The sequence below is a fragment of the Serratia sp. CY71090 genome (assembly GCF_052166845.1).
GTDB classification, from domain to species: domain Bacteria; phylum Pseudomonadota; class Gammaproteobacteria; order Enterobacterales; family Enterobacteriaceae; genus Serratia; species Serratia nematodiphila.
In genome coordinates this window covers 1-17,049 of sequence record NZ_JBJNOA010000016.1, presented here as the reverse complement: position 1 = coordinate 17,049, position 17,049 = coordinate 1, and the positions used below count along the sequence as shown (strand labels likewise).

The following is a 17,049-nucleotide window of genomic DNA, read 5'->3' as shown; positions in this document are numbered from 1 at the left end:
GGCGCGCCCAGGGGATCACATCAGGCCGTAGATCAGCGCCGACAGCGCAATCAGCCCCATCACCAGCACGAATACGTTGCTCGCCGCGCGGTACTGGCGCATGGCCGGCACCGCACGCACGGCGTACATCGGCAGAATGAACAGGATGGCGGCAATCAGCGGGCCGCTGATGGTTTCGATGATATGCAGCGCGCTGGGGTTCCACACCGTCGCCGCCCAGGTGAGCAGGAACAGCGACGCCGCCGAGATGCGGTGCGTCATGCGCGAGCTGAGCGGCTTGCCGACCGCGCGCGTGACGCCGTCGATCAGGCTGGTCGCCCCTTCCGTCACCCCCAGCGAGGTGCCGAGATAGGATTTGGCCATCGCCAGCATCGCCATCACCGGGCCAAGGTAGGCGATCAGCGGGTTGGAGAACTTGTTAGCCAGCGTAGTCAGCACCGTGATGTTCTGCTCTTTCGCCTGCAGCATGTCTTCATGAGACAGGCTCAACACGCAGCTGAACACGAAGAACAGCACGGTAACGCAGATCAGCACATAGCTATAGCGCATGATGCGCGCGCAGCGGCGTTCCGCCTTGTCGCCGTACAGGCTCTTCTGGGTCGAGGCGAAGGAAGAGATGATCGGCGCATGGCTGAAGGAGAACACCATCACCGGCACGGCCAGCCACAGCGAATGCCACAACCCCGGCGTGTCGAAGCGGGTGGCGGCCAGGCCGTGAACGAAGTTGGCGGTATTCCAGCTCGGCATCAGATAGAGCGAAATGCCCATCAGGAACACCAGCAGTGGGAACACCAGCATGCCCATCGCCGCCACGATGCTGTCTTTGCCGCGCAGCAGCACCAGATTGAGCACCACCACCACCGCCAGGCTCAGCCAGATGCGCGGCAGCGGGGCCACGTGGAACTGATGGATCAGGAAGCTGTCCAGCGCGTTGGTGATCGAAATGCTGTACACCAGCACGATCGGGAAGAACGCCATCAGATACAGCATCATGATGATTTTGCCGGCCAGCACGCCGAAGTGTTCCACCACCACATCGTGAATGTTGCCGTCGCGGCTGGAGCCGGAAAGCACGAAGCGGCTGAGCGCGCGGTGCGGCAAATAGGTCAGCGGGAAAGCGAACAGCGCCATCAACAGCAACACCAGCGGGCCGTTCAGGCCGGCGTTGATCGGCAAGAACAACGTACCGGCGCCCACCGCAGTCGCATAGAGACCGAACATCCAGACGGTGTCGGTTTTGTTCCATTTGGCAGGCTGAGCGGCCGTCAGCGTGCCTGAATCGGGAGAAATCGTACTCATGAGACAGTCTACCTTAATCTGCGGCGACAACGATTGCGCCTAACGGGATATCCTTCTCCGCGAGTTTTTTAATAATAATCAGTGAATTAAAGCGATATTTCATACTTACGCCTGATGAAAGGACGGCAAAGGATAATGAAAAATCCGCTGCGGGTCTATGTTTTATCGGCTGAATGAACAATTTGCGAACACATTGTGCTGAAAAAAACGGCGCACTCAGTAAAAACTAAGGGCCCCTTGCGGAGCCCTTAAGCGGTTTATTTCTTGGCGTCCGGATGGTCCGGCACCTCGGCGCTGCCCATCTCCTTCTCGTCGCGGATCATCGAGCGGTCTTTGCGCACGTCGGCCACGTCGGAAGCGCTCACCGGTTTGGCGCTGTTGCCCCAGCTCGAGCGGATGAAGTTCACCACGTCCGCCACCTGCTGATCGTTCAGACGCCAGCCAAACGGCGGCATGGTGATGTTGGATACCGCCCCCTGCACCGCCGGCGTAGTGTTGCCGGTCAGCACGATGTGGATCAGCGAAGTCGCGTCCTCGGTCTGCACCACCGGATTGCCCTTCAGCGACGGGAAGGCGCGCTTGTAGCCCACGCCGTCGGTGCGGTGGCAGGCCGCGCAGTTATCGACATACAGCGCCGCGCCGGGCTTGCTGTCGTCGCCGCGCCACAGATCCTTGGCCACGCTGTCTTCGACCGGCGCCGCCTGCTGCTTGCCGTCTTTCGGCGGCAGCGATTTCAGGTAGCGCGCGATGGCGGTCAGATCGTCGTCGCTCAGGTATTGCAGGCTGTGCTCCACAACGTCGCTCATGCCGCCGAACACGATCGCCTTGTCGTTACGGCCGGTTTTCAGGAACTCGGTCAGCTCGGCTTCGCTCCAGCTGCCCAGGCCATCCTTGCGGTCGCCGCGCAGGCTGGAAGCCACCCACCCGTCGATCGGCGCGTTGCTGCCGGACAGGTAGTCGTCGCTTTCGCTGTTGCTCAACGCTTTTTCCTGCATGGTGATGCTGCGCGGGGTATGGCAGGCACCGCAGTGGCCCAGGCCTTCCACCAGGTAGCGTCCGCGTTCAATCACCGGATCGGCCTTGGCGTCGGCAACGAAGTCCGCCGGCGACGGCGCAAACATGCCGCGCCAGATGCTCAGCGGCCAGCGCATCGACAGCGGCCACGGGATGTCGGAGTCCTTGTTGGCCTGTTCCACCGGCTGCACGCCGTGCATGAAATAGGCATACATGGCGCGCATGTCGTCCTCTTTCACCAGCGCGAACGACGGGTACGGCATCGCCGGGTACAGGGTACTGCCGTTTTTGGCTACGCCCTTACGCACCGCGTTGTCGAAATCCTCGAAGCTGTAATCGCCGATGCCGGTTTTCTTGTCCGGCGTGATGTTGGTCGAGTAGATGGTGCCGATCGGCGTCTCCATCGCCAGGCCGCCGGCGAAGGTTTTGCCGTTCTTGCCATCGGTATGACAGGCCACGCAGTCACCGGCGCGCGCCAGGTACTCGCCGCGCTTGATCAGCTCGCTGCTGACGGTGGCGTCCTGCGCCCAAACGGAAAAACTCACTGCACTGAGAACCAGTGCCGGTACAAATGCTTTCATCGTTCGCCGTCCTTATGCCTGCACCAATGGGCCTGGGTTTTTCAGATACTGCTCGCGAATGGCGCGGGCAGACCAGTAAGCCAGCGCCGCCACGGTGCCGGTCGGGTTGTAGCCCAGCCCTTGCGGGAAGGCCGATGCGCCGATCGAGAACACGTTGTGCACGTCCCAGCTCTGCAGATAGCGGTTGACCGCGCTGGTCTTAGGATCTTCCCCCATCACCGCACCGCCGTTCATGTGGGTAGTCTGGTAGCTGGTGGTATCGAAGTGGCTGTTGGCGTTTTTCGGGCTGCCGGCGATCAGTTTCGGGTTCATCGCCTTGGCGATCGGTGCCATCTTGTCGTACATGAACTGCGCCATCTTGATGTCGTTTTCCTGCCAGTCGAACGTCATGCGCAGCAACGGCTGGCCGAACACGTTCTTGTAGTTGGGATCGAGATCCAGATAGTTGTTGCGGTACGACTGGTGCGCGCCGTGGGCGTCCATCGAGACGTGATGGGTGTAGGCATCCGCCACCGCCGCTTTCCACTTGCTGCCCCAGGCCGGGGTGCCCGGCGGGGTCGGCAGGCCGGAGATCGGCTTGGTGCCCGCCTGGTTGACCCAGAATGGCGAACCGCCGACGAAGCCTTCTTTGGCGTGATCGAAGTTGTCGGCGTTGAAGTCGTCCACGCCCACGCCGTTGCCGCCGGCGCCGATGAACGGGTTGGTGAACACGTCTTTATCGAAGAACGCCTTGATGGTGGTCATGTTCTGGTAGGCGAAGTTGCGCCCGACCACCCCTTCGCCGGTTACCGGATCGTAAGGCTTGCCGATGCCGGACAGCAGCATCAGGTGCACGTTGTGGAACTGGAACGCGCCCAGGATCACCAGATCGGCCGGCTGTTCAATCTCGCGGCCCTGCGCATCGACGTAGTTCACGCCGGTGGCGCGGGATTTGTCGTCGGTCAGGTTGACCTTCAGCACGTTGGCGTTGGTGCGCAGCTCGAAGCGTTTCTCCATGCGCAGCGCCGGCAAGATGTTGACGTTCGGCGAGGCCTTGGAATACATGTAGCAGGCGTAGCCGCTGCAGAAACCGCAGAAGTTGCACGGGCCCATCTGCGCGCCGTACGGGTTGGTGTAAGAATCCGAGGTGTTGGCGGACGGCAGGTTGTAAGGGTGGTAACCCACCTCCAGCGCCGCTTTCTCGAACAGCTGAGCGGAGTAGGTATTTTTCTGCGCCGGCAGCGGGAAGTCGTCGGAGCGATCCGGCGCAAAGCGGTTACCGCCCTTCTGCGCCACTTTCTGCCCTTTGATGGTCCAGGCGGTGCCGGAGGTGCCGAACACTTTCTCCGCCTTGTCGAAGAACGGCTCCAGCTCATCGTAAGTCACGCCGAAGTCCTGGATGGTCATGTCCTTCGGAATGAAGTTTTTGCCGTAACGCTCTTCATAATGGCTGCGCATGCGTAGTTCGATCGGATCGACGCGGAAATGCACGCCCGACCAGTGCAGGCCGGCGCCGCCGACGCCGGTGCCCGGCAGGAACGCCGCCAGCTGGCGGTAAGGCACCGCAGTCTGGCTGCTGTTGTGGCGGATGGTGACGGTGCTTTTCGACAGATCCTGGAACAGCTTGCGCCGAATGTTATAGGTCAGCTCGTCGATCACCTGCGGGTAAGAACCGTCCGGATAGGTGTCGCGCATCGGGCCGCGCTCCAGCGCCACCACGTTGAGGCCGGCCTCGGTCAGCTCTTTGGCCATGATCGCGCCCACCCAGCCGAAGCCGACGATCACCGCGTCTACTTTTTTCATTACCGTTGCCATGGTTAGCCCCTCTCCCCACGAATCGAGACCGGCGGGAAGGGATAACGCTCCCCTCGCTCAACCCAGTCCATAAAATCGGCGCGCGCGCCCGGAAAATTAATCAGCTTCCAACCCACCATGTCTTTGTTGCCGCCATGGATAGGATCGCTGAAGAAACCTTCGCGGGTGTTTTGCAGCAGATAGGAGAAGAACAGTTTCGACGGCAGTTGCTGGAACTCCGCCTCGCCGGACTCGAACTTTTGCAGCAGAGCGTCCTGCTGCGCGCCATCCAGTTCGGCGAAGGGCTTGCCGGCGGTTTTCTTGCTGTAGGCGTCGGCGTCTGCGATGCCGAGGTTGTAGATTTGCTTGGGCACCAGCGGCAGCTGATAGCCCATCTCCTTCGGCACATCGGGGTTGAACGGCCCCTGCATGTACCAGATGGAGCCGGTGGCGTACGGGGTGTTCATCTGACGATCAATAAACTCCGGCACGCCGGCTTCCAGCGCGCCGGGGCCGCGATCGTCGGCCGGGATCAGGCGCGCGACGGCGGCCTTGATGAAGGCCCACTCTTCCGGGGTGAAAAAGGTCGGTTGGTAATCGTTCTGCGTTGAGGTGTTCGAGGCTGCGACCGCCGGTGTCGGTGCCGTCAGCGCGCCAACGCCGCTGCCACCAATTACCGCCGCAGGAATTAAGGTCATCGATTTCAACAAGAAATCGCGCCGCGAATTGTTGGTTTTATGATTCGACATGTCACATTCCATCCAAAGATAGTCACAACTATTTAACCGCAACCTTGCGATCGATACGGGTTTTTAAAATAATTTGTTACTTATTTGTATATTTATTGAAGGTCAGAATGCGTACAAAAGCAAAAATGTTACCGGTAACTTATTGAATGAACGTAAAGATTTATCTGCTAACGTAAATTTAACTTTTTGTGCGGTTTTTCCGATAAGCGGTGAGGAAATAACGAAAAATGAGAGGTGGGTCGCGCACTGGAACGGTGCCGAAAACAAAATCGGCCGCGTTCACGGCCGATTCGACAAAAGAGAGGATTACTGCGACATCGCCTGATAGGCGGTGGTCACCTTCCACAAATAGCGCGGCGCCTGCGGTGCCGGGTGCTTTTTCTGGATGTGCTGATAAAACTCATCCGGGCTCATCTGATTGATGCGATTGACCGCCACGCGCTTGTCCGAGGAGAAGGTGCGCAACATGGCGCCCGCCCCGTTCACGTACGAAACGATGGTGGCGTAACGCAAAGTCTGTGGATTGTTGATTCCGGCTAGCTGCTGGCTTTGAAGAATATTGATATAGGCCGTTCCCAGATCAATATTGACCGCCGGATCCTTCAGCTCACGCGAGCTGGGTTGCCCACTTCGTCCCTTCATGCGATAGGCGTCGCGGCCGGCGGTAGAAGCCTTAAGCTGCATCAATCCCACTGCGTTCGAGGTGCTGACCACGTTCGGGTTAAACCCGGACTCCACCTGAATAATCGCTTTAATCAGCGTTTCGTCAACGCCATAGTTGCTGGCCGCCTGACGAATGTAATCGTTATAAGCAACCGGGGTGCCCGTGCGGTTTACCGGTGCCTGCGGAGGGGGTTTTAACCAACCGCCGCGCGTTGTGCCACTGCCTGAAATATTGCTTGCCGTTTGCGGGTCTTTGGCGCACCCCGACAAAAGTAAAATTGCCGTAAGGCAACCTATTTTTGTTTTCACAGAATCCCTCACTCCTTTCAATGAGTTGCGTAGCATATACAACTTGTAAGGACACCTGCAGTAATTTTTTGGGCTAATCTCAAGCTATCCATATACCAAGAGGTGATTTATGAGTCAATCTGCAACAAGCTGCTTTGTGGTGACTTTTCGCTATCAGGAAGAGGGATTAACCGACCTGGCGAAGCTGACCGGGCAATTGACGCGCGAGGGTTTTGTCACGTCGGTGACAGACGAAAGTGGCGTTCATCATGAGCTCGGCAGCAACAGTTTTGCGTTCATAACCGTGCTGGATCAAGAGGATGTGCTGCGCCTGGCGCAGGGTTTCGGGCAGTTGGCATTGGGAAAACAGCCGGAGGTGGCGATATGCAGCTGTGAGGACTACCTTCAGCGGTTACATACTGATACATAAAATGCTATAACTCCCCGGACGGTATTATTTTTTCAGTTGGAGAAATACCCCGCCGGCGGTGGGCAAGTGGCGCTTGACTTTGCTTCAATTGATATTGATAATCATTTTCATTTGAACCAGGAGACGTCATCATGCCATTGAGAAGTTGCGCTTTTCGTCGCAGTCGCCCTTCCCGCTCTGCCGCATTGTTACGCCCTTTCACGCTCGCCTGCCTGCTGCTCGGCGCCGCCTTGGTCAGCCAAAACGCGCTGGCGGAAAAAAAGCTGCGCGTGGTGACCACCTTCACCATCATTCAGGATATCGCCCAGAACGTGGCCGGTGACGCCGCCGTGGTGGAATCGATCACCAAGCCGGGCGCCGAGATCCACGACTATCAACCGACTCCGCGCGACATCGTCAAGGCACAGCACGCCGACCTGATCCTGTGGAACGGCATGAACCTGGAGCGCTGGTTCCAGCGTTTCTTCGAAAACATCAAGCAGGTGCCGGCGGCGGTAGTCACCGAAGGCATTACCCCGCTGCCGATCCGCGAAGGGCCCTATAACGGCAACCCGAACCCGCATGCCTGGATGTCGCCAAGCAACGCGCTGGTGTATATCGAGAATATCCGCAAGGCGCTGGTGGCGCACGATCCGGCCAATGCGGAAACCTATAACCGCAACGCCAAGGCCTACGCAGAGAAAATCGGCGCGCTGGACGCCCCGCTGCGCGAACGCCTGGCGCGCATTCCGGCCGCACAACGTTGGCTGGTGACCAGTGAAGGTGCCTTCAGCTACCTGGCGCAGGACTATCAGTTGAAAGAGGTTTATCTGTGGCCGATCAACGCCGATGAGCAAGGCTCGCCGCAGCAGGTGCGCCGGGTGATCGACGCCGTGCGCGCCCACCATATTCCGGTGGTGTTCAGCGAGAGCACCATTTCCGACAAGCCGGCCAGGCAGGTGGCGAAAGAAACCGGCGCCAAATACGGCGGCGTGCTGTACGTGGACTCGCTGTCCACCCGCGATGGCCCGGTGCCGACCTACATCGACCTGCTTAACACCACCGTGCAAACCATCGCCAAAGGATTCGATCAATGACCCATGAACCGTTTGCCCGCCCTGAGTTGAACGTGGACGACGTCACCGTAACCTACAACAACGGGCACACCGCCATCCACAACGCCAGCTTTACCCTGAGCGGCGGTTCGATCTGTGCGCTGGTCGGCGTCAACGGCAGCGGCAAATCGACGCTGTTCAAAAGCATCATGGGCCTGGTCAGGCCCACCGCCGGCCAGGTGTCGCTGAGCGACAAGCCGGTGGCGGACGCGCTGAAAAAGAACCTGATCGCCTACGTGCCGCAGACCGAAGACGTCGACTGGAACTTCCCGGTGCTGGTGGAGGACGTGGTAATGATGGGTCGCTACGGCAAGATGAACTTCCTGCGCATTCCGTCACGTGAGGACAGGTTGCGGGTCGACAAGGCGCTGGAGCGCGTCGGCCTGAGCGAGCTGCGCGGCCGGCAGATCGGCGAGCTGTCCGGCGGCCAGAAGAAGCGCGTATTTCTGGCGCGCGCGCTGGCGCAACAGGGCACGGTGCTGCTGCTGGACGAGCCTTTCACCGGCGTGGATGTGAAAACCGAGAATGCGATTATCGAGCTGCTGCGCGCGCTGCGCGACGAGGGCCATCTCATTTTGGTCTCCACCCACAACCTCGGCAGCGTGCCGGAGTTTTGCGATCGGGTGATCCTCATCAACCGCACGGTGCTGGCCGCCGGCCCGACCGAGACCACCTTCACCCAGAGCAACCTGGAGCAGGCGTTCGGCGGCGTGCTGCGCCATATCAACCTTTCCGGCCCGGATCTGCACGACGACAACGATCCGCGCACCGTCACGGTGTTGACCGACGATGAACGCCCGGCGGTGTTCTACGGCCACACCAAAAGCGATCCGCCGGCCAACAGCCAGGCCAGGGAGAAACAATCCTGATGCTGGACCTTCTGCTGCAACCTTTCAGTTACAACTACATGGTGAAGGCCATCTGGGTCAGCGCCATCGTCGGCGCCGCCTGCGCGTTCCTGTCCGCCTACCTGATGCTGAAAGGGTGGTCGCTGATGGGCGATGCGCTGTCGCACTCGGTGGTGCCCGGCGTGGCCGGCGCCTACGCCCTCGGCCTGCCCTATGCCGCCGGCGCCTTCTTCACCGGCATGCTGGCGGCGCTGGCGATGACGCTGGTGCGCCACATCACCCGGCTGCGCGAAGACGCCATCATCGGCTTTATCTTCTCCACCTTCTTCGCCGTCGGCCTGCTTATCGTGTCGCTCAACCCCACCTCGGTCAACGTACAGTCGATCATCTTCGGCAATATCCTCGGCATCGCCGACGAAGACGTGCTGCAGGTGGAAATCATCATCGGCGTTTCGCTGCTGATCCTGTGCCTGGTGTGGAAAGATCTGCTGGCGGTGTTCTTCGACGAAAGCCACGCGGTGTCGATCGGCCTGTCGCCGCTGAAGCTGAAGATCCTGTTCTTCACCCTGCTCAGCGCCTGCACCGTCGCCGCGCTGCAAACCGTCGGCGCCATTCTGGTAATCGCCATGGTGATCACGCCGGGCGCCACCGCCTACCTGCTGACCGACCGCTTCAGCCGGCTGCTGATCATCGCCATCATCATCGGCGCATTGACCAGCGGCATCGGCGCCTACCTGAGTTTCTTCCTCGACGGCGCCACCGGCGGGGTGATCGTCACCCTGCAAACGCTGGTATTCCTGGCGGCGTTCTTCTTCGCGCCGAAACACGGCCTGCTGGCATCCCGGCGCCGCGTGGCGCATTCGCAAACCGGAGGCCGCTGATGGACACCCTGTATCAACTGCTCAGCGAACCCTTCGCCTACCCGTTCATGCAGCGGGCGATCGTCGCCGCCATCGTTACCGGCGTGGTGTGCGCCGTGCTCTCCTGCTATCTGGTGCTCAAGGGCTGGTCGCTGATGGGCGACGCCATCTCGCACGCCGTCTTGCCCGGCATCGTAGTGGCGTTCGTGGTCGGCATCCCGCTGGCGATCGGCGCCTTCCTCTCCGGCATTTTTTGCGCGGTAGCCACCGGCTACCTGAAAGAGAACAGCCGGGTGAAAGAGGACACGGTGATGGGCATCGTCTTTTCCGGCATGTTCGCCTTCGGCCTGGTGCTGTTCTCGCGCATCGATACCGACCAGCACCTGAGCCACATCCTGTTCGGCAACATGCTGGGCATTACCGACGGCGAACTGAAACAAACCTTGCTGATCGCCGGCATCACCCTGGCGGTGGTGCTGCTCAAGCGCAAAGACTTCATGCTGTACTGCTTCGATCCGCACCATGCGCGGGTGATTGGCCTGCCGGTCAAGCTGCTGCACTACGGATTACTGTGCCTGCTGGCGATGACCATCGTTGCCTCGCTGCAGGCCGTGGGGGTGATCCTGGTGATCGCCATGCTGATCGCCCCCGGCATCATCGCCTTTATGCTGTGCCGCCGCTTCGACCGCATGCTGATGGTGGCGACGGTGGTGTCGGTGTTCTCCTGCGTGCTCGGCACCCTGATCAGCTTCCACATCGACGGCGCCACCGGGCCCTGCATCGTCATCGTGCAGGCCGCGCTGTTCGTTATCGCCTTGTTGTACAGTAAATTGCGTCCGTTACAGCGTAACCAAACCGCCCTGAGCGACCGTTAAACGCCCTCCTCTGATGCGGCGGCGCTCTCCGCCGCATCTTATCCTCCCCTCGCTTATCCGTTGTCATCAAGTTGCAACCGGTATTGCGCTTAAATTAATCAATAGGGTATATACTTTGAGCTGGCGAGGCGTTGAAAAAATCGCCGCCTTTGACGCCGGCTGTGCGCCGCGTCGTGTTTTCACCACGGGAAAGACGCTAACCTAATGAATTATCAGGCAGCACAGAGGGGGACATACCATGTGGCAAGCCGTTAGCCGTCTGTTAAGTGAACATCTTGGCAGCGCAGAGATACGCGAAAGGATTGAACTGCCCGGGGGCGACATTCACCCGGCGTGGCGCGTGAGTTACGGTGACAACGAGGTGTTCGTGAAATGCGACGCCCGTGAACAACTGCCGATATTCACCGCCGAGGCCGATCAGCTGGCGTTGCTGGCGCGCAGCAAAAGCGTGCGGGTGCCGGAAGTGTACGGCGTCGGCAGCGATCGCGACTACAGCTTCCTGCTGCTGGAGTATCAGCAGCTGAAACCCCTCGACGCTCACGGCGCCTACTGCCTGGGGCAACAGCTGGCGCATTTGCACCAGTGGAGCGAGCAACCGCAGTTCGGTCTCGACTTCGACAGCGATCTGACCACCACCCCGCAACCCAACGCCTGGCAACGCCGCTGGTCGGAATTCTTCGCCGAGCAGCGCATCGGCTGGCAGCTGCAGCTGGCCGCGGAAAAAGGCATGACCTTCGGCGACATCGACGACATCGTCGATCGGGTGTATCTGCGCTTGCAGCACCACCAGCCGCAGCCTTCCCTGTTGCACGGCAACCTGTGGCCGGGCAACTGCGCGATGACCGCCCACGGGCCGATACTGTTCGATCCGGCCAGCTACTGGGGCGACAGAGAGTGCGATTTGGCGATGCTGCCGCTGTATCCGGAGCTGCCGCCGCAGATCTACGACGGCTATCAGAGCGTATGGCCGCTGGGAACCGGGTTTATCGAGCGCCAACCGCTGTATCAGCTGTACTACCTGCTCAACCGCAGCAACCTGTTCGGCGGCCAGCATTTGGTGGCTGCGCAACGTGCGGTGGAGGCACTGTTGCAGCCGGAAGCGTCATGACGTTCCGGGGCGCCGAGCGGCGCCCCGTTCATGGTTCAGGCCGCGCCGGCCAACTGCCCCAACAGGCGGATCACGAACCAGGCGATCACCGCAATCACGATCGGCAGGATGTACAGCGGAAAGTACTGCAGGAAAATGGTGTGGTGCGGCAGCGTGATGCGTTCCTCCAGTTGCTGACGCGTGTGCCCTTCGCTGCCCTTGGCCTGCTCCAGGATCATCTGATCTTCCAGTCCTTCGCGAATGAACTTGACCTGGCGCGACATGCGCGCGCCGGAAGCCTGCAATGCCAGCCCGACGAAGATCAATATATAGATGATGATGAACATCAAATTGGCGCCGCTGAACAGGCTTTTATCCACGTCCGGCACCGGCGAGTTGTACCAGAAAAGGTTCAGGAACGGCGTATTGAAACGCACCATGTCCACCATCACGTGGACAAAATCCAGCATCACTGCGTTGATGCCTTTGGTTTTTTCACTGTGCTGATAGATAAAGCCCAGCACGGAAATCAGCGTCGACAGCAACGCCGGGATAAAAACCACCCATCCGAGAATGCGTTTCAAAATGGCGATACGCCCGGCCTGTTGATACGTCATGTGTTCCCCTTGTTAGCGACGTAACCGAATCGGCTAAGTCTACCTGCAGTTGGCGAAACTCGCCCACCGTTTTCTTCATTCCCGCTGTGCTACAAGCTTAGCCGAATTCGCCGAAATCAACCGCTTAACGACATCCGGGCACTATCATTGAAGAGATAACGTTATCCGTTTAGCCAGAGGCTGCCATGATTCGACTGATTATCTTATTGCTGGGCGCGCAGGCGCTGCACGGCCAGCGCCGTCTGCTGGTGCTGTTCGGTTGGCTGTGGATAGCCGCAGGGGCGCTGATGCTGTTCGACATACTGCAGGATGGCCGATCGGTGCTGGCGCTGGATGCACTGGCGGTCATCCTGGCGCTGGAGGGGCTGGTGGCGGTATCCGCCGCGCTGGTGATCGGCTCTTCGGCCAGCAGGCCGGTGCTGCTCAAAGGGTTAGGCTTTGTGTTTATGGCCTTTCTGATAGTGGACGTGCCCGCAGACGATAACATCGTCGCCACCGTGGTGTTTGGCAGCGCGCTGCTGCTTGACGGCGCGGTGCGCATCGCCTCCTCCACGGTGATTCAGCACAATCGATGGAAGACCGTGGCGCTGGCGGGCGGCGGCGAGATCCTGCTTTCGTTGATGATTTTTGTCGGCTGGCCGGCGCCGCATCGGATGACGGTGCCCTTTTGCCTCGGCGTGATGATGGTGCTTTCCGGCTGGGCTCTATTGCGTATCGCCCGCAGACTGACAAACTTCTCTCTGAATCAGCACCCCGCGCGGCAGCCATCCTCCCCGGCGGATGAAACCACGCCGCTCACGGTGTATGTCTGGACACCGATTGGGGCGGCTAAAGATCCGCGCCGGCGTTACATCGTCGATCGATACATCGCGGCAGTCGACGGCGGCGGCAATATCTCCACCGGTCACGCCGCCCTGGCGCTCGTGCCGGATGTGTATATCAGCCACTACCCGCTCAACGACATCAGCCATTCCGTTCAGGATTTCCGTCAGTTGCTGCATGCAGGCGAACAGAACAACGTCGACGGGCGTTTCCTGCCCGACCTGGCGGGCGAGATCGCCGCCTGGTGCCCCCCGGACAAGAAAATTCAATTCTACCGCTATAACCCGGCGGCGCTGCGCGCATTCTGGCTGCGTTATCGGCAGGACGCCACCTACAATCTGACCCGGCGCAACTGCTCCACCACGGTCATCGGCGCGCTCGACAGCGCGTTGGAAGGCGTGCTGGGCGATAAACATCTGTGGCGCCGTTTTCTGCTGCTGGTGCTGGATCCCAACCTGTGGATGCTGGCGGTACTGCGCAGCCGCGGCGAAAGCATGACCTGGACGCCGGGGTTGGTGCTGGATTATGCGCGCATGTTGCAACAGGTCACCGAGCGTCAACACCAGCGCTGGTGGCTAAAATTGCGCGAGGTGTGGAATATCCTGCGTTTTGGCAAAAGCCAAACGCGCAGGCAAAGGTTTTAGTCTCGTCACCGGCGATGATAAAGTGTCGGGCACATTCACCCGCGCCGGCAGGAGTTAACCGCTAATGGCTTATTCGCAACGCATTGAAACCGCAATTTTTGATATGGACGGCTTGTTGATCGACTCGGAACCGCTGTGGCTGCAGGCCGAGCTGGATATCTTCGGCGCGCTGGGCTTGGATCTGTCCGACCGTCACAAGCTGCCGGACACACTGGGGCTGCGCATCGATCTGGTGGTGAAAATGTGGTACCAGGCGATGCCGTGGCAAGGGGTTACGCTTGAAGAGGTGTCGGCGCGGATTATCGAGCGCGCCATCGAGCTGGTGCACGAGACGCGCCCACTGCTGCCTGGCGTCCGGCAGGCACTGGAGCTGTGCCGCAGCCAGGGACTGAACATCGGTCTCGCCTCCGCCTCGCCGCTGCACATGCAACGGCAGGTGCTGAAGATGTTCGATCTTGAAGGCTACTTCGATCAATTGGTTTCCGCCGAATACCTGCCGTACAGCAAGCCGCATCCGGAGGTCTACCTGATCGCCGCCGAACGCCTGGGCAGCGATCCGCTGCGCTGCATCACGCTGGAAGACTCCTTTAACGGCATGATCGCCACCAAGGCCGCGCGCATGCGTTCCATCGTGATCCCGGCCGCCGAATACCGCCACGACCCGCGCTGGGCGCTGGCGGATCACCAGTTGGAGACCCTCGAACAGCTCACCCCTGCCCACTTTGCCTGATTCTGCGGCGCCGGCCACCGGCGCTCTGGGTTTGCCGCTCTGCGACATAAAAGGGATCCGCACCGCAAAATAAACGAAACACCGTTTCATTTTATTGAATTGGCGTGACGTTCTCATTATGCTGCATGGCAGGGAAAGCGACGGCCCGCAGCGCGTTGTCACTGCCACGCAGCGCGCTTCAAGGCCGCCGCTTCCTCCCGCCGCACGCCGTAAAACCGCGCTCGTTGCTTTCCGTTTCACTCTCCCCATTGCCCGCTTTTTGTTCTCGCCCGTCAAAATCGATGATTTGTTACCCACTGCCGTAACAAGCCGTTGTAAAACAGGGGAAAATAAACAATTAGTTACAGGGTAACTGCTTCCACTACTGGGAATTTTCCCATATACTGGATAAATTAACAGTTTACCAGCCGGAATCGCAACAGCATGACCGCGGAAGGACACCTTATATTCTCTGTCGCTTGCGCGATCTTCGCCAAGAAGGCGGAAGTGACGCCAGAGCTGGCTACCGGCGACTGGTGGCACATCATACCCGCCGCGCTGCTGACCTCACTGCTGCCGGACATCGATCACCCCAAGTCGGTGCTGGGCCAGCGCCTGCGCTGGATCGCCCTGCCCATCGCCCGCGCCTTCGGCCACCGTGGTTTCACCCACAGCCTGCTGGCGATCGCCGGTGGCATGGCGCTGTTCCAACTGGACGTACCGCGCAGCTGGCCGATCCCGGCCGATGCGCTGCACGCCATGATCATCGGCTACTTCAGCCATCTGTTGGCCGATATGCTCACCCCCGCCGGCGTGCCGCTGTTGTGGCCATGCCGCTGGCGTTTTCGCCTGCCGCTGCTCAACTCGCAAAAAGGCAACCAGCTGGAGCGGGTGCTGTGTCTGTGCCTGGTGGCGTTTGCCATCTGCTGGCAAGGTGATTTCACCCTGCCGGTGCAATCCTATGTCGAGCAAATCAGAAATATCAGACTCTGATCACAAAAAACCGCCTAACCCATCACCTTGAAGTATATAAAACGAACAAAAACACACAAAAAGCTATATCAAATTCCATTTGGATATAAGTAGGCCACTCAGCAAACTGTTACGATATTTACATCGCGACATACGTGATGCGTAGTCGTTTTTATAAGAAAGATTATTGGAGACATTGGGGATGAATCTTCCGCTCGTGATTAACGTGCTGGTGTTTGTCGCGCTCCTTTTGCTGCTGGCGCAAACCCGCCACAAGCAATGGAGCCTGGCGAAAAAAGTGCTGGTCGGCCTGGTGGTCGGCGTGGTGTTCGGTCTGGGCCTGCAGCTGGTGTACGGCGCCGATAACCCGGTACTGAAAGAATCCATCAGCTGGTTCAACATCGTCGGCAACGGCTATGTGCAACTGCTGCAAATGATCGTCATGCCGCTGGTGTTCGCCTCGATCCTGAGCGCGGTGGCCAAGCTGCATAACGCCTCTTCGCTGGGCAAAATCAGCGTCCTCACTATCGGCACGCTGCTGTTCACTACGCTGATCTCGGCGCTGGTGGGCGTGCTGGTCACCAACCTGTTCGGCCTGACCGCCGAAGGCCTGGTGCAGGGCGCGCAGGAAAGCGCGCGCCTGACGGCGATCCAGACCAACTACGTGGGTAAACTGGCCGATCTGACGGTGCCGCAGATGGTGCTGTCGTTCATCCCGAAAAACCCGTTCGCCGATCTGACCGGCGCCAGCCCGACCTCGATCATCAGCGTGGTGATTTTCGCCACCTTCCTCGGCGTGGCGGCGTTGCAGCTGCTGAAAGACGACAAGCCGAAAGGCGAGCGCGTGCTGGTGGCTATCGACACCCTGCAGGCCTGGGTGATGAAGCTGGTGCGTCTGGTCATGAAGCTGACGCCGTACGGCGTGCTGGCGCTGATGACCAAAGTGGTCGCCGGTTCCAACATTCACGATATCGTCAAGCTCGGCAGCTTCGTGGTGGCTTCGTACATCGGCCTGGCCATCATGTTTGTGGTTCACGCTGTCCTGCTGGCCTTCACCGGCGTTAACCCGATGAAGTTCTTCCGCAAGGTGTGGCCGGTGATCACCTTCGCGTTCACCAGCCGCTCCAGCGCCGCCAGCATTCCGCTGAACGTGGAAGCGCAGACCCGTCGCCTGGGCGTGCCGGAATCCATCGCCAGCTTCTCGGCATCGTTCGGCGCCACCATCGGCCAGAACGGCTGTGCGGGCCTCTACCCGGCGATGCTGGCGGTGATGGTGGCGCCGACCGTCGGCATCAACCCGCTGGATCCGGTGTGGATCGCCACCCTGGTCGGCATCGTCACCATCAGCTCCGCCGGCGTGGCGGGCGTGGGCGGTGGCGCCACCTTCGCTGCGCTGATCGTGCTGCCGGCGATGGGCCTGCCGGTGACGCTGGTCGCGCTGCTGATCTCGGTCGAACCGTTGATCGACATGGGCCGTACTGCGCTGAACGTCAACGGTTCCATGGCAGCGGGCACCATCACCAGCCAGCTGATGAAGCAAACCGACAAAGCCGTGATGGACAGCGAAGACGAAGTCGAATTGGCGCATCGCTAACGCCGTCTCATAGTAAAAGACCACCTCCTGAGGAGGTGGCTTTACACGACGCCCCCTAAAAGGGGGCCATTTTCGAGTTAATCCTGCAACAGCTCCATCTGCTGTTCGATCTCTTGGTCCTCCTTATCCT

The 17,049-nt window shown here is 59.9% G+C and carries 16 protein-coding genes; 10 read left to right on the top strand and 6 right to left on the bottom strand.

The window, feature by feature from the left end; translation table 11 throughout:
* Positions 1-15: 15 nt before the first annotated feature.
* The 5 genes from ACJ8OK_RS22805 to ACJ8OK_RS22785 form a co-directional block, all read right to left on the bottom strand.
* Positions 16-1,299, bottom strand: coding sequence for a serine transporter (locus ACJ8OK_RS22805; RefSeq protein ID WP_015377691.1), 1,284 nt, complete (start codon positions 1,297-1,299; stop codon positions 16-18).
* Between the two features lie 257 nt (positions 1,300-1,556).
* Positions 1,557-2,894: a c-type cytochrome gene (locus ACJ8OK_RS22800; protein ID WP_004931431.1), complete on the bottom strand. Its 1,338-nt coding sequence runs from the start codon at positions 2,892-2,894 to the stop codon at positions 1,557-1,559.
* 12 nt (positions 2,895-2,906) lie between these two features.
* Positions 2,907-4,688 (bottom strand): GMC family oxidoreductase, encoded by a 1,782-nt coding sequence (locus ACJ8OK_RS22795; protein ID WP_004931432.1) that lies wholly within the window; start codon positions 4,686-4,688, stop codon positions 2,907-2,909.
* 2 nt (positions 4,689-4,690) lie between these two features.
* Positions 4,691-5,416 carry a gluconate 2-dehydrogenase subunit 3 family protein gene (locus ACJ8OK_RS22790; RefSeq protein ID WP_046898519.1) on the bottom strand — a complete coding sequence of 242 codons (726 nt, stop codon included), beginning with the start codon at positions 5,414-5,416 and terminating at the stop codon, positions 4,691-4,693.
* 306 nt (positions 5,417-5,722) lie between these two features.
* A complete protein-coding gene (locus ACJ8OK_RS22785) occupies positions 5,723-6,388 on the bottom strand; it encodes a transglycosylase SLT domain-containing protein (RefSeq protein WP_004931439.1) in 666 nt (221 codons plus the stop codon).
* 109 nt (positions 6,389-6,497) lie between these two features.
* Here ACJ8OK_RS22785 and ghoS point away from each other — a divergent pair, with 109 nt between their 5' ends.
* From ghoS to ACJ8OK_RS22755, 6 genes are all read left to right on the top strand, one after another.
* Entirely contained in the window at positions 6,498-6,797 is a 300-nt protein-coding gene (gene ghoS / locus ACJ8OK_RS22780) for a type V toxin-antitoxin system endoribonuclease antitoxin GhoS (RefSeq protein ID WP_021505489.1), read from the top strand.
* A gap of 131 nt (positions 6,798-6,928) precedes the next feature.
* Positions 6,929-7,873 (top strand): metal ABC transporter substrate-binding protein, encoded by a 945-nt coding sequence (locus ACJ8OK_RS22775; protein WP_442531092.1) that lies wholly within the window; start codon positions 6,929-6,931, stop codon positions 7,871-7,873.
* Positions 7,870-8,760: a manganese/iron ABC transporter ATP-binding protein gene (locus ACJ8OK_RS22770; protein ID WP_033633216.1), complete on the top strand. Its 891-nt coding sequence runs from the start codon at positions 7,870-7,872 to the stop codon at positions 8,758-8,760. The genes ACJ8OK_RS22775 and ACJ8OK_RS22770 overlap by 4 nt, the downstream gene beginning before the upstream one ends.
* On the top strand, positions 8,760-9,620 hold the full coding sequence (yfeC, locus tag ACJ8OK_RS22765; RefSeq protein ID WP_033633217.1) for an iron/manganese ABC transporter permease subunit YfeC: 861 nt from the start codon (positions 8,760-8,762) through the stop codon (positions 9,618-9,620). The genes ACJ8OK_RS22770 and yfeC overlap by 1 nt, the downstream gene beginning before the upstream one ends.
* Positions 9,620-10,474, top strand: coding sequence for a metal ABC transporter permease (locus ACJ8OK_RS22760; RefSeq protein WP_004931450.1), 855 nt, complete (start codon positions 9,620-9,622; stop codon positions 10,472-10,474). Before yfeC ends, ACJ8OK_RS22760 begins: the two co-directional genes overlap by 1 nt.
* A gap of 238 nt (positions 10,475-10,712) precedes the next feature.
* Entirely contained in the window at positions 10,713-11,582 is an 870-nt protein-coding gene (locus tag ACJ8OK_RS22755) for a fructosamine kinase family protein (protein ID WP_033633219.1), read from the top strand.
* Positions 11,583-11,617: 35 nt separating this feature from the next.
* Here ACJ8OK_RS22755 and ACJ8OK_RS22750 read toward each other — a convergent pair whose 3' ends face one another.
* Positions 11,618-12,178 carry a YniB family protein gene (locus ACJ8OK_RS22750; RefSeq protein ID WP_004931453.1) on the bottom strand — a complete coding sequence of 187 codons (561 nt, stop codon included), beginning with the start codon at positions 12,176-12,178 and terminating at the stop codon, positions 11,618-11,620.
* A gap of 185 nt (positions 12,179-12,363) precedes the next feature.
* Between ACJ8OK_RS22750 and ACJ8OK_RS22745 the strand changes: the two genes are divergently transcribed.
* The 4 genes from ACJ8OK_RS22745 (at position 12,364) to ACJ8OK_RS22730 (ending at position 16,919) form a co-directional block, all read left to right on the top strand.
* On the top strand, positions 12,364-13,644 hold the full coding sequence (locus tag ACJ8OK_RS22745; protein WP_033633220.1) for an HdeD family acid-resistance protein: 1,281 nt from the start codon (positions 12,364-12,366) through the stop codon (positions 13,642-13,644).
* A 64-nt stretch (positions 13,645-13,708) separates the two neighbouring features.
* Positions 13,709-14,374 (top strand): hexitol phosphatase HxpB, encoded by a 666-nt coding sequence (gene hxpB, locus ACJ8OK_RS22740; protein WP_004931455.1) that lies wholly within the window; start codon positions 13,709-13,711, stop codon positions 14,372-14,374.
* A gap of 423 nt (positions 14,375-14,797) precedes the next feature.
* A complete protein-coding gene (locus tag ACJ8OK_RS22735; RefSeq protein ID WP_004931456.1) occupies positions 14,798-15,346 on the top strand; it encodes a metal-dependent hydrolase in 549 nt (182 codons plus the stop codon).
* A gap of 181 nt (positions 15,347-15,527) precedes the next feature.
* Positions 15,528-16,919 (top strand): L-cystine transporter, encoded by a 1,392-nt coding sequence (locus ACJ8OK_RS22730; protein ID WP_060559577.1) that lies wholly within the window; start codon positions 15,528-15,530, stop codon positions 16,917-16,919.
* Positions 16,920-17,049 lie beyond the last annotated feature (130 nt).